This is a genomic window from Photorhabdus sp. RM323S, from assembly GCF_042879375.1.
GTDB lineage: Bacteria > Pseudomonadota > Gammaproteobacteria > Enterobacterales > Enterobacteriaceae > Photorhabdus > Photorhabdus tasmaniensis.
Genome location: NZ_JBHFKZ010000020.1, coordinates 12,592 through 25,440 on the forward strand (window position 1 = coordinate 12,592; position 12,849 = coordinate 25,440).

At 43.5% G+C, this 12,849-nt stretch carries 10 protein-coding genes; 7 read left to right on the forward strand and 3 right to left on the reverse strand.

The genetic code is table 11. The features are described 5' to 3' along the window. Positions 1-27 precede the first annotated feature (27 nt). Positions 28-1,674: a chaperonin GroEL gene (gene groL, locus ACGF7G_RS10685; RefSeq protein WP_133815645.1), complete on the forward strand. Its 1,647-nt coding sequence runs from the start codon at positions 28-30 to the stop codon at positions 1,672-1,674. A 557-nt stretch (positions 1,675-2,231) separates the two neighbouring features. Further along, positions 2,232-3,113, forward strand: coding sequence for a LysR family transcriptional regulator (locus ACGF7G_RS10690; RefSeq protein ID WP_387465358.1), 882 nt, complete (start codon positions 2,232-2,234; stop codon positions 3,111-3,113). A 116-nt stretch (positions 3,114-3,229) separates the two neighbouring features. Here ACGF7G_RS10690 and ACGF7G_RS10695 read toward each other — a convergent pair whose 3' ends face one another. Further along, entirely contained in the window at positions 3,230-4,420 is a 1,191-nt protein-coding gene (locus ACGF7G_RS10695) for an MFS transporter (protein WP_387465360.1), read from the reverse strand. Positions 4,421-5,262: 842 nt separating this feature from the next. On the opposite strand from ACGF7G_RS10695, the gene ACGF7G_RS10700 reads away from it, so the two are divergent. After that, positions 5,263-7,536 (forward strand): zinc/cadmium/mercury/lead-transporting ATPase, encoded by a 2,274-nt coding sequence (locus tag ACGF7G_RS10700; RefSeq protein WP_387465362.1) that lies wholly within the window; start codon positions 5,263-5,265, stop codon positions 7,534-7,536. A 181-nt stretch (positions 7,537-7,717) separates the two neighbouring features. Here ACGF7G_RS10700 and tusA read toward each other — a convergent pair whose 3' ends face one another. After that, a complete protein-coding gene (gene tusA / locus ACGF7G_RS10705) occupies positions 7,718-7,966 on the reverse strand; it encodes a sulfurtransferase TusA (RefSeq protein ID WP_133815640.1) in 249 nt (82 codons plus the stop codon). A 185-nt stretch (positions 7,967-8,151) separates the two neighbouring features. Here tusA and ACGF7G_RS10710 point away from each other — a divergent pair, with 185 nt between their 5' ends. The 3 genes from ACGF7G_RS10710 (at position 8,152) to ACGF7G_RS10720 (ending at position 10,323) form a co-directional block, all read left to right on the forward strand. After that, positions 8,152-8,826, forward strand: a complete 675-nt coding sequence (locus ACGF7G_RS10710) for a 7-cyano-7-deazaguanine/7-aminomethyl-7-deazaguanine transporter (RefSeq protein WP_133815639.1) — start codon at positions 8,152-8,154, stop codon at positions 8,824-8,826. A 248-nt stretch (positions 8,827-9,074) separates the two neighbouring features. Further along, complete coding sequence (locus tag ACGF7G_RS10715; RefSeq protein WP_387465365.1) at positions 9,075-10,175, forward strand: glycerol dehydrogenase; 1,101 nt, start codon at positions 9,075-9,077, stop codon at positions 10,173-10,175. Next, positions 10,126-10,323 carry a hypothetical protein gene (locus tag ACGF7G_RS10720; RefSeq protein ID WP_387465368.1) on the forward strand — a complete coding sequence of 66 codons (198 nt, stop codon included), beginning with the start codon at positions 10,126-10,128 and terminating at the stop codon, positions 10,321-10,323. Before ACGF7G_RS10715 ends, ACGF7G_RS10720 begins: the two co-directional genes overlap by 50 nt. A 70-nt stretch (positions 10,324-10,393) precedes the next feature. Here ACGF7G_RS10720 and ACGF7G_RS10725 read toward each other — a convergent pair whose 3' ends face one another. Continuing rightward, positions 10,394-10,825: a DUF29 domain-containing protein gene (locus tag ACGF7G_RS10725; RefSeq protein WP_133815637.1), complete on the reverse strand. Its 432-nt coding sequence runs from the start codon at positions 10,823-10,825 to the stop codon at positions 10,394-10,396. 614 nt (positions 10,826-11,439) lie between these two features. Here ACGF7G_RS10725 and glpT point away from each other — a divergent pair. Beyond that, positions 11,440-12,792 (forward strand): glycerol-3-phosphate transporter, encoded by a 1,353-nt coding sequence (gene glpT / locus ACGF7G_RS10730; RefSeq protein ID WP_387465372.1) that lies wholly within the window; start codon positions 11,440-11,442, stop codon positions 12,790-12,792. Positions 12,793-12,849 lie beyond the last annotated feature (57 nt).

The following is a 12,849-nucleotide window of genomic DNA, read 5'->3' on the forward strand; positions in this document are numbered from 1 at the left end:
ACTGAACGAATTTAAAGGAAAGAAACAATGGCAGCTAAAGACGTAAAATTTGGTAGCGACGCTCGCGTTAAGATGCTACGTGGTGTGAATATTCTTGCTGATGCAGTAAAAGTAACCCTCGGCCCTAAAGGCCGTAACGTTGTTCTGGATAAATCTTTTGGTGCGCCTTCAATCACTAAGGACGGCGTTTCTGTTGCTCGTGAAATTGAACTGGAAGACAAGTTCGAAAACATGGGTGCTCAGATGGTGAAAGAAGTTGCCTCTAAAGCGAATGATGCTGCGGGTGACGGTACAACCACTGCAACTGTATTGGCTCAATCTATTGTTACTGAAGGTCTGAAAGCCGTAGCCGCTGGCATGAACCCAATGGATCTGAAACGTGGTATTGATAAAGCCGTGATTGCCGCAGTTGCAGAACTGAAAAAGCTGTCCGTACCTTGCTCAGATTCCACCTCTATTGCTCAGGTAGGTACTATCTCCGCTAATTCCGACGAAACTGTGGGTAAATTGATCGCAGAAGCGATGGATAAAGTCGGTAAAGAAGGTGTAATCACCGTTGAAGAAGGTACAGGCCTGGAAGATGAACTGGATGTCGTTGAAGGCATGCAGTTCGACCGTGGCTACCTCTCTCCTTATTTCATCAACAAACCAGAAAACGGTTCTGTTGAGTTAGAAAACCCATATATTCTTCTGGTAGATAAAAAAATCTCCAATATCCGTGAACTGTTGCCAGTTCTGGAAGGCGTAGCTAAGGCAAGTAAGCCTTTGCTGATTGTTGCTGAAGATGTTGAAGGTGAAGCACTGGCAACTTTGGTGGTTAACACTATGCGTGGCATCGTAAAAGTTGCTGCGGTTAAAGCGCCTGGTTTCGGTGACCGCCGTAAAGCTATGTTGCAGGATATCGCTGTTCTGACTAACGGTATCGTTATTTCTGAAGAGATCGGTCTGGAGCTGGAAAAAGCGACTCTGGAAGATCTGGGTCAGGCAAAACGTATCGTTATCAACAAAGACACCACAACCATTATTGACGGTGTTGGCGAAGAGACTGCGATTTCTGGCCGTGTTGTTCAGATCCGTCAGCAGATCGAAGAGTCTACTTCTGATTACGACCGTGAAAAACTGCAAGAGCGCGTAGCTAAACTGGCTGGCGGTGTTGCTGTTATCAAAGTCGGTGCTGCAACAGAAGTTGAAATGAAAGAAAAACGTGCCCGTGTTGACGATGCTCTGCATGCAACTCGCGCAGCAGTGGAAGAAGGCGTGGTAGCTGGTGGTGGTGTTGCACTGGTTCGCGTTGCTGCTTCTATTGCTGGTCTGAAAGGCGACAACGAAGATCAAAACGTAGGTATCCGTGTTGCAATGCGCGCAATGGAAGCACCTTTGCGTCAGATCGTTGACAACGCAGGTGAAGAACCTTCTGTTATCGCAAACAGCGTGAAAGCAGGTGAAGGCAATTACGGTTATAACGCGACTACTGAACAGTATGGCGATATGATCGCAATGGGTATTCTGGATCCAACTAAAGTGACCCGCTTTGCACTGCAATTCGCAGCATCTATTGCTGGCCTGATGATCACTACTGAATGTATGGTGACTGACTTGCCTAAAGATGATAAAGCTGATTTAGGTGCAGCAGGCGGTATGGGTGGCATGGGCGGTATGGGTGGCATGATGTAATGTGACGAAAGTCGCACTGCTTTGATGTAGCTATACGTCTTGTGTGAGCAGGTTAATCCTGCTCACACGTTATAGAAAACATGCTACATAATGAATAGTTGTGTGGTGTTTCAATTCAAATTCAAAATAAGTCACTGGCTGTGACAATAGCGATTTTCCCCACCGCGAAGTTGCAATCCACAATCACGGGGGATTCTTATGACCCGCCCCGAGTCAGATATATTGATACTTTTTCTTCTGGATCAGATGCCAAATTCAGACAGTAGCCGCTTTCCTCACCATACCTCGTGCAAATAATCCACTGACTCTCTCAGAGAATTTCCTCTTTTCTCAAAATCAACTCCCATAGGAGGAAGCTCAACGGGGTGATTCCCGCTGGTGAACCTTAAAATTAGGTGTTTTTTGGAAAGGGTAGACACTGAAATTACCGGGCTGTCATAGTAAAAATATATCTTTAACTTTAGAAAAAACGAGCTTATTAGACTAAAATTCATTTATTCATAGGATTTTGGAAAAAAATTCAAATATCTATGCACAAATTCAATAGATCTACAGAAATGGCTGTATTCGTTCAGGTGATTGAGTTGGAAAGCCTCTCCGCTGCTGCTCGCAAGCTCGGTATGACGCCATCAGCGGTCAGTAAGCTTATCAATCGACTGGAGATACGACTTGGTGTTCGGTTGCTCAATAGAACGACACGTAAGCTTCAGTTAACACCTGAGGGTTCTGTTTTCTATGAGCGCAGTATTAGGATTTTGGAGGACATCGTAGCCGCTGAACAAGAAGCAAATCAGGGGGCAGTGCCTCGTGGACGAATACGCGTGCATTGCCATGTTGCGTTTGGAAAGCACTGCTTGATGCCTTTGCTGCCGGATTTTCTGCAACGCTACCCAGAGATCACACTCGACATCTCATTGTGCGACTTGGTAGTGGATTTACTTGATGATCGCAGTGATGTGGCGATTCGCGTTGGTCCTCTGGACGACCCGCATCTTATGGTGTGGCGGTTGGGCTCAAGCCGAATGGTTGTGGTAGGAGCTCCTTCATATCTTGAAAGGATGGGGATACCTTCTACGCCTGGAGACCTCGGTCGCTACAATCGGCTCGGTTTTGGCTTTACCCGCCATGTGAAAGTCTGGCCTTTCATTGATTCAGAAGAGTGGGTGCAACAACTGCCTTCAGGTAATTTGTTGCTCGGTGATGGAGAAACCATGCGTAAAGCTGCGATAGCCGGACTTGGTTTAGCTCGTTTGGCACGTTTCCATGTGAATGCCGATATTCAGGCTGGTCTGTTGCTGCCTGTACTTGAAAATTATAATCCTGGTGATGAGGAAAAAATATATGCAGTTTTTGTTGGCCCAGGCCGCCAATTTCCATCACGAGTTCGAGTATTTCTGGACTATCTGACAGAGAATATCCACATTGGTGATGAGGAGTGATAATTGCTAAATATGACTTTCCCTTACCAACCATGCGTGAAATGGATTACTCTGCTAATAGATGTTACCGTTCATTCATAGCCGCCCGCTTATTTGCTCTGTGTTGGAAGAGATCTTTAGTGTGTTTGCCTGAGCGACAATTTCAGGCTAAACACATAAAGAAAAATAACCATTAAAGACAAGATAATGAGTGAATATGACATTATTTGCCATCCGAAAGTTTCGGTAAAATATGCAACTGCCGGAAAGAGTATTAAAACGATTAAACGTGCAAATGTTGATAATAAAGAGTCAAATGTTGATCTCAGGCTGGCATCAAAATAATCGTGATAAACAGCTCTCAATCCCATTGTTAGATATTGGTTACTACCAAACATAAAAATTAAAGCTACAGGTATTAAGTATGGATAACTCTTCCCTCCTGGCAAGCATATTCCGCTGGAAACAAACATTAAAAGGAAGCCAAACCAAATCAATTTTTTGTTGTCACTGATTTTACTGATGATCCATCCTGCAACAGATTGAGCCATAAGCATAAAAACAAATAATATTCCATATGACAAGGAACCTTTAACTCCGCCAGAAAATCCATGAAAAGCATAGGGTTGCCAATACTGAAGTAATATTTGGAAATACACTATATTTGTAACAACAGAGAAAAATACAAATAAGAAACCTTTACTTCCTTTAATTAAAAGAGAATATATTTCCTTTATATCATTTATTAACCCTGATTTTTTCCCATTTACTGGTTTAACCTTTGATTCAGGAAGAAAAAAGGAAAAAAACATCAATATAAAACTACCGGTTCCGGCAAGAATCCATATCCATCTGGAATCTATATCACCTATTGCAGCGCCAATCATAGCGGCAATAGCCATAGACATATAATGATATTTACCGTTAATCCCCAGTATCCGATGAGTGTCTTTACCACCCTCTGATTTATATACATCAATCAAGTATGAATTATATGTTCCACCTATTATCGTCAAAGAGATCGCGTTAAAAAACTCAGCCAGATAAAAACCATATAAAGTGGATGAAACCCCCGTTAAAACCAGCCAAGCTCCGCCAAAAAAAACAGAAAGAGCTATCGCATATTTTCTACTGATCTTATCAGCAAGATAAGAGGTTGGTATATCCAATATAAAAAAAACGCTGGCCTGCATGGTTTTCATTAAACCAAGATCGACAAGAGATACACCTTTACTTAAAAGATAAATCGATGAAGTAGCACCAATAAGCATTCTCAAAGAATTAAAAACAACAGAATAAGTGATTATTATCTTTGTCGAAGACCACATATATTACACCCTTCATTTTTAAATATCTCTTGCGTTTCTATTTCTATTTTTATTTTACGAGAGTGAATTCCAATTCTTCTATTCTTACTAAGTATCTCACCATACCCACCTAAGAATCTCATAATATCCCCAAAGGCATATGAAGCAGCTACGCCATTGACACTAGGGAAAGTCGCTGCTTTGAAATCAGAATTTATTGTTGTCAAATTATCTTGTAGCTTTTTCTCTAAAAAGAGAAAGGGAGAAATTTATGTCATCCTCGCTCACATCACTAACATTATTTTTTATGTATTCATAGAGGTTATCACTATCCGTTTCTTCTTAACCATAAACACGCCTATATTTTATATGTTGGGTACTATGCCGTAGAAATAATCTTCCACGGCATAAAACATAAGAGTTATTGATGTAATTAGTTGGAAGTCATACTGATCATTTTATCTCTCCTGAAGCAAGGACACTGATAAACTTCATTAACAAATTCACAACAACTTTTTCACGTAATAAAAAATAAGTCAACAAAAATATTATCAAGCATCATAACTATAACTGCACTGGCTTTTCTCAACATAAAAATGTACTCACACAAAAACCTTGCGTCATGAATATGAGAAAAAACTCTAATGGTGCCTCGTACATATTCCCTCTGTAAGTGTTTACTTGCATTACACCTCGCTTATCTGCTCTACCATGAAGCTCCTCTATTGCAGATGAAAATGAGTATTAATGATAAGTAGTACAATTCACCAATTTATTTTCTCTTTTTCATTTGACTCTAGAGTAGGCTCCAGAGTGTAGAGTTTAGTCATTATCGTTGAATTGACTCTCTATAGGGGGAGCCTATGCACTCAAACAAAAATAGCACTCACCAGCATAACCACCAGCATGGAAGCAGTTGTGGTTCTACTGCCTGCACAGATCAGGCAAAAACCGTTAGTGAGCATTCACATAACCATGAACATGATGAGTCTTATTCACATGAGCACAATCATTCCCATGATGTACAAGAGACACAAGCGCCTGAGCTTTTGGCAAACCAGCGTTTTAGTTGGATTGTTAATGGCATGGATTGCCCAAGCTGTGCTCGCAAAATTGAAACGGCAGTCAGTAAAATTCCAGAAGTGAAGCAAGCCAAAGTTCTATTTGCAACTGAAAAACTGGTCGTGGATGCTGATACAGATATACGTTCGGCAGTTATCCAAGCCGTTAATCAGGCTGGATTTGACCTACATAACCCAGATTCAAATCAGAAGGCAGCAAAAAGCAGTCGCTGGAAAGAATTTGCACCGATCATCATTCTTTCACTGATGATGCTAACAAGCTGGGGAATTTCCAATGTTAACGCCCCACTTGGTCGTATTGCCTTTATTATCACCACCGTCATTGGATTGGTGCCTATTGCCCGCAAAGCTTGGCAGCTAATACGGTCAGGCACACCATTCGCTATTGAAACATTGATGAGCGTTGCGGCAATCGGCGCGCTATTTATTGATGCCACCGCCGAAGCGGCAATGGTACTGCTGCTGTTTATGCTTGGTGAAATGCTGGAATCCTACGCAGCCGGCCGCGCACGTCTAGGCGTGCGCGCATTGATGGCATTGGTCCCGGAAGAAGCACTGTTGGTAAAAAATGGTGAGAAAAAAACTGTCCCGGTCGCCGATCTACGCCCCGGAGATATTATTGAGGTTGCACCAGGTGGACGTTTACCGACTGATGCTGAATTACTCAGTTCATTCGCCAGCTTTGATGAAAGTGCTCTGACAGGTGAATCCATTCCAGTTGAACGAATGCTGGGAGAAAAAGTCCCGGCAGGTTGTCTGTCTGTGGATCGTTCAGTACAGATGAAAGTGCTGTCCGAACAGGGTAACAACGCTATTGACCGCATCCTGCAACTGATTGAAGAAGCAGAAGAACGCCGCGCACCTATTGAGCGCTTTATTGATCGTTTCAGCCGGATTTACACGCCGCTGATTATGCTATTTTCTGCGTTGGTGATTATAATTCCACCCACAGTATTCAGCCAACCGTGGGAAACTTGGATTTACCGTGGCCTTACTTTACTACTGATTGGTTGCCCTTGTGCTCTGGTGATTTCCACACCAGCTGCAATCACCTCAGCACTTGCCGCCGCAACCCGCCGGGGTGCGCTGATTAAAGGTGGTGCAGCACTGGAGCAACTTGGCCGAATCACAACCATCGCCTTTGATAAGACAGGTACACTGACCGCCGGTAAACCCCAAGTCACTGATGTACAACCAGTAGAAAATATCAACGAATCTCAGCTATTAGCTCTGGCCTCCGCAGTAGAAAGCGGCTCTCATCACCCACTGGCCAAAGCTATCCTGCAACATACGGAAAGTAAAAACATTAATGTCACTGAAGCTGATCATCGTAAGGCGCTGGCAGGTATTGGTGTTGAAGGTCAGTTAGACGGCAAACGCATTCTAGTCAGTGCGCCCGGAAAACTGCCAGAGGGCACGTTATCCAATCGTTGGAAACAAAAAATTGCTCAATTAGAAGATCACGGTAAAACCGTTGTTGCCGTGATGCATGATGGGCGATTTACCGGCCTTATCGCTATGCAGGATACATTGCGTCAGGATGCAATAGATGCCATTCGTTTACTAAAAGATCAGGGTATAAAATCAGTAATGCTAACAGGTGATAACCCGCGTGCTGCGACCGCAATTGCGGGTCAGTTAGGAATAGATTTCCGCGCTGGATTAATGCCGGAAGATAAAGTCAACGCTGTTATGACGCTGAATAAAGATCACAGCACAATGATGGTCGGTGACGGCATTAATGACGCACCTGCAATGAAAGCTTCCAGTATCGGTGTGGCTATGGGAAGCGGTACTGATGTTGCGTTGGAAACCGCAGATGCAGCATTGACTCACAACCGTCTGACCGGTTTGTCGGAAATCATCGCCCTTTCTCGCGCCACTCACAATAATATCCGCCAGAACATTGCTATTGCGCTGGGATTAAAAGGGGTTTTCCTTGTCACCAGTCTGTTGGGTATTACGGGTCTGTGGATGGCAGTACTCGCGGACTCTGGCGCTACCGCTCTTGTGACGGCAAATGCTGTCAGGTTACTGAGAATGAAAGTGAAATAATGAAATCTGTTTAGCGCTATACAGTGAGTGATTTCTGTAATATCAATCAGGATATGGGTCTTATTCCAACGGTCGGCCCATATCCTGTGCCCGTGGTCTGGCTCACCCTCCATCTCAGTAATTTCCGCCGCCGTAGAACCGGAAGCTTCCCGTCACTTTTATAGTCTGTTCAACGTTAATGTTAGCCCTCTTTTTTCCGAACCAGATAGCGATAAGGCATCTGTTCTGTTTCTTGCGCCACGAGCTGATGCTCCATAAAACGGCAGAAACCGGGAATATCACGCGTGGTTGCCGGATCATCAGCAAGAATTAATAACATCTGCCCTGCTTCCATATGACGTACGGTTTTCCGTACCATCATCACAGGCTCAGGACAACGAAGTCCTTGTGTATCAAGAGTCTTATCTGGATTGGCAAAAACATCTGGCATAACTATCTCTGTCATTTCAAGCAATTTATGAAAGTAGATTATATTATAAAAAAGCTATCAAAAATTAACTTTACAGGCTGGCATTTTGATTTTGTGGGCAACAGACGTATCATACGATGCACTGTCGGCTAAAGCGGCAGATATTTCATTGGGTTCCCTCACCCCATTATCCAAAAAGGTACAATATGCTTTCATTGACTACAACTACGCAGCAACGAACTACTGCTTTGATTTGGCTTTCTTTATTTCATATCCTGATTATGACTTCTAGTAATTATCTGGTGCAATTACCTGTCTCTATTTTTGGTTTTCATACCACTTGGGGAGCCTTTACTTTTCCATTTATTTTTCTTACAACAGATTTGACGGTTCGTATCTATGGTGCCCCGCTGGCAAGGCGAATCATTACTACTGTTATGATCCCTGCACTATTGATCTCTTATATTATTTCAGCCCTCTTCTTCCAAGGGACGTGGCAAAAGTTTACAGCGCTGTTTGAATTCAATCTATTTGTCGCCCGTATCGCTTGTGCCAGCTTTATGGCCTATTCACTTGGGCAAATACTGGATGTATATGTCTTTAACCGCTTGCGCCAAAAACGTAACTGGTGGGTCGCTCCCGCCGTCGCTATGTTCTTTGGCAATCTGCTTGATACTCTTGCCTTCTTCTTTATCGCCTTCTACCGTAGTACTGACGCCTTCATGGCCGCTAACTGGGTCGAGATTGGATTAGTGGATTACTGTTTTAAATTATTAATATGCTTGCTCTTTTTTCTGCCAGCTTACGGCATTTCACTGAACCTGATTCTGAAATATTTTTTCGCTTACCCGGCTGGCAATGCTCATATCCACGTTCGCTGATTTTCATCTGCCCGGCAGATACCGGGCATAGATCAAAAAAATACATATTTCCCGCGATAAAACGGGTATAACAACTTTATTTATCCATAACCAACCATTATTTTTTATCATATAGTGTTAGTCTGTTAAGTCATTAAGTACTTTTTTCATCCGAAGCCAATTTCCTAGTCTGTCACATCCTGCTCCCTGTTTGTCAGGAAGATTTATACGGCAAACAGACGTTGAGTTTCCACAAAAGGAGTATTTTTATGCTAAAAGTTATTCAATCTCCAGCCAAATATATTCAGGGACCTGATGCCCTGCTTCATATTGGTAAATACACAAAAGCCATCGCCGACCATGTTTTTGTTATTATCGGTAACTCTGCTATGAGATTAGTAGGAGATACCGTTCATAGCAGCCTGGAAGAATCTGATGTTACCAGCTATTTTGAAGTGTTTGGCGGTGAATGTAGCCGTAATGAAATTCAGCGCTTGTCTGACATGCTTAAAAAGCACGAATGCCAGGCTGTTATTGGTATCGGTGGCGGTAAAGTACAAGATACCGCAAAAGCAGTTGCTCACGAATCCAAATTACCTATTCTGATTGCACCAACTATCGCCTCGACTAACGCTCCAACCAGTGCTCTCTCTGTTGTTTACACCGATGACGGCGAATATGAGGATTATCTGTTTTTCCCAACTAACCCAGATATTGTACTGATTGATACCAGTATTATTGTTAAAGCCCCAACCCGCTTCCTGATTGCCGGAATTGGCGACGCACTGGCAACTTACTTCGAAGCACGCGTCTGTTATGCCGGCCATAAGCCTAGAATGACCGGTGGTGGAATATCTCGTACTGCGATGGCTCTTTCCCATCTCTGTTACGAAACTTTATTGGAAGAAGGTTATAAAGCAAAACTGGCTGTTGAGGCAGGGGTCAGTACACCTGCGGTGGAAAATGTTATTGAAGCCACTACTTATTTGAGTGGCCTAGGCTTTGAAAATACGGGTGTTGCTGGCGCTCATTCTGTACACAACGGCCTTACCGTATTGGAAGAATGTCACCATATGTATCACGGTGAAAAAGTCGCTTTCGGGGTATTGGTTCAGCTAGTGCTGGAAAATAGCCCAAATGAAGAATTGGATACTTTGCTTGATTTCTGCGTGCAGATCGGTCTACCGATTACGTTAGATCAACTTGGCGTGAAAGACGGTGAAAAACTGAAAGAGAAAGTGATGGCAGTGGCGGAGGCCAGTTGTGCTGAAGGCGAAACCATTCACAACCTGCCTTTTGAAGTGACACCGGAAAAAGTGTATGCCGCTATTCTTACTGCTGACCGGATGGGGCGCGACTGGCTGTATTAAACCTGAAAAGAGTGGGGAAACTTCCCGCTCTTACTTTTTGTTCGGACAACCTAAAGCCACTATCGCTGATCTAAATTCGTTGTCAGAAGTCGGTAAAGGACAAATCGTTTCTGTTAATGCCGTTCGCGGCGAGGTGAAAATAAATTGACCGGGTTATTGAACGACAAGAAAACGCACTGACCAAAACCAGTGCGTCAAGATAGATAAGTGCGTCGGGGTCATTCAGGCCAAAAATTCTCATCCATTATTTGCTCAAACGTCCAGGGGCAGGTTGCAGGAAATACATTCTGATTAATCATCGTTTCCTTTTCTGCTAATCGACGAGCAGCAATGTAAGCTTTTCCCAAATGCTCATCTAACTTATTTCTCAGACTGGGAGATTCTTTCAAACATTCAGCTGCCTTATCTCTCTGTTCTTCAATAGTCAGCTCCCAGCTACGCCCCCGGCGATTTGCCTGATATCTCCATTTCAACAAGTGTGCGAGTAAAATCTCCAGCCGGGACCGTAGTTCTCTGCGCTCACTTCGCCCCATTGCTTCTATTTCCTCAAGAAGATTTTCAGTATCCAGTTGCTCAAGATTACCAGAACGAAGCAAATTTGCCTGCTCCTGCGTCCAGCCATAAAAGTCACTGTCATAACGTGTTGTCATGGTTCCTCCATTGGCATATTATCAGCTATACAATCGTGTAGCTGATTAGTCTGTCAAATTACAGCCACATCGTCAAAGCCATATATCATCGTTAAAATCGATTAACAGCTCATTCCTCATAGATTGCAGTAGGAAAATCAGTACAGAAGATTCCTTCGTCTGGAATAGGACATAAAACGCACCGATCAAAGCCAGTACGTCAGATAGACAAGTGCGTCGGCGTTATTCAGGCCAAAAATTCTCATCCATTATTTGCTCAAACTCCCAGGGACAAATAATAGAATATGCACAAAAACTGGGTTTTTTGTTTGATAAAGAACAAAAACGAACCAAAAACGCTCACCAGAAATTAAGTAAAGCTCGTTATTGTGACGATAGTCACAATTTCATTGGTAAAGTACGTTTTAAAAAGTTAACAAATCACTCAAAATTATCGCCAGGGCAAAACGATTTTAACAACTGAGTCTTGTCTCACAGATAGGTTGGGTTATTTCGACTATCATAATTTTCGTTATGGAAAATAATCACTTATAAAACCTCTCGCTTTTCCATCCGGTGGCATTAGTCAACCGGTGAGCTGTTCACATAACCAAAAAAGCCATCGGAGGCAAAATATGTTAAGTATTTTCAAGCCGGCGCTTCATAAGCCCCGACTGTCAGCAAAACAGATAGATCCAGTCTATCGCCGCCTACGCTGGCAAATTTTTATGGGCATTTTTCTTGGTTATGCTGCTTACTATTTGGTAAGGAAGAACTTTGCGCTTGCAATGCCTTATCTGGTTGAACAAGGTTTTTCCAAGGGTGATCTCGGTTTCGCGCTATCAGGGATCTCTATTGCATATGGTTTCTCTAAATTTATCATGGGCTCCATATCCGACCGTTCTAACCCGCGGGTCTTTTTACCTGCTGGTCTGATTCTCGCAGCGGCCGTCATGCTGTTTATGGGTTTCGTACCTTGGGCGACTTCCAGTATCGCGATTATGTTTGTGCTGCTGTTCATGTGTGGTTGGTTCCAGGGCATGGGTTGGCCTCCCTGCGGCCGTACTATGGTGCATTGGTGGTCACAGAAAGAACGTGGCGGGATAGTCTCCGTCTGGAACTGTGCGCATAATGTCGGTGGTGGTTTACCTCCGCTGCTGTTCCTGCTGGGTATGGCGTGGTTTAATGACTGGAAAGCCGCACTTTATATGCCAGCTTTCGCCGCAATTCTCGTTGCACTGATCGCTTTTGCCTTAATGCGTGACACACCACAATCTTGTGGCTTGCCATCAATTGAAGAGTATAAAAACGACTACCCATCTGATTACACAGAGAAAAATGAAGAAGAATTAACAGCCAGGCAGATCTTCATGCAGTATGTATTACCGAACAAACTGCTGTGGATGGTCGCTATGGCTAACGTGTTCGTTTATCTGCTGCGTTACGGTGTTCTTGATTGGTCACCAACCTATCTGCGTGAGGTCAAGCATTTCGCACTGGATAAATCTTCATGGGCTTACTTCCTGTACGAATATGCCGGTATCCCAGGTACACTACTGTGTGGCTGGATGTCAGACAAAGTATTTAAAGGTAACCGTGGTGCAACAGGCGTATTCTTTATGACATTAGTTACTATCGCAACGGTCGTATTCTGGATGAACCCAGCTGGTAATCCAACGGTAGACATGGCTTGTATGTTGATTATCGGCTTCCTTATCTACGGCCCAGTGATGCTGACCGGTCTGCACGCCCTTGAGCTGGCACCGAAAAAAGCGGCCGGTACAGCCGCTGGCTTCACCGGCTTGTTTGGTTACTTAGGTGGCTCTGTTGCGGCAAGTGCTGTCATCGGCTACACCGTTGACTTCTTCGGCTGGGATAGCGGGTTTATGGTAATGATTGGTGGTAGTATCCTGGCCGTTATTCTATTACTGATTGTCATGATCACAGAAAGCAAACATAAACAGGAATTAGCCCGTCAATATGGTTAGTTACTGTCATTAAACTGTGATATTTCACTGATAATATTAATAAAGCCGCGACATTAT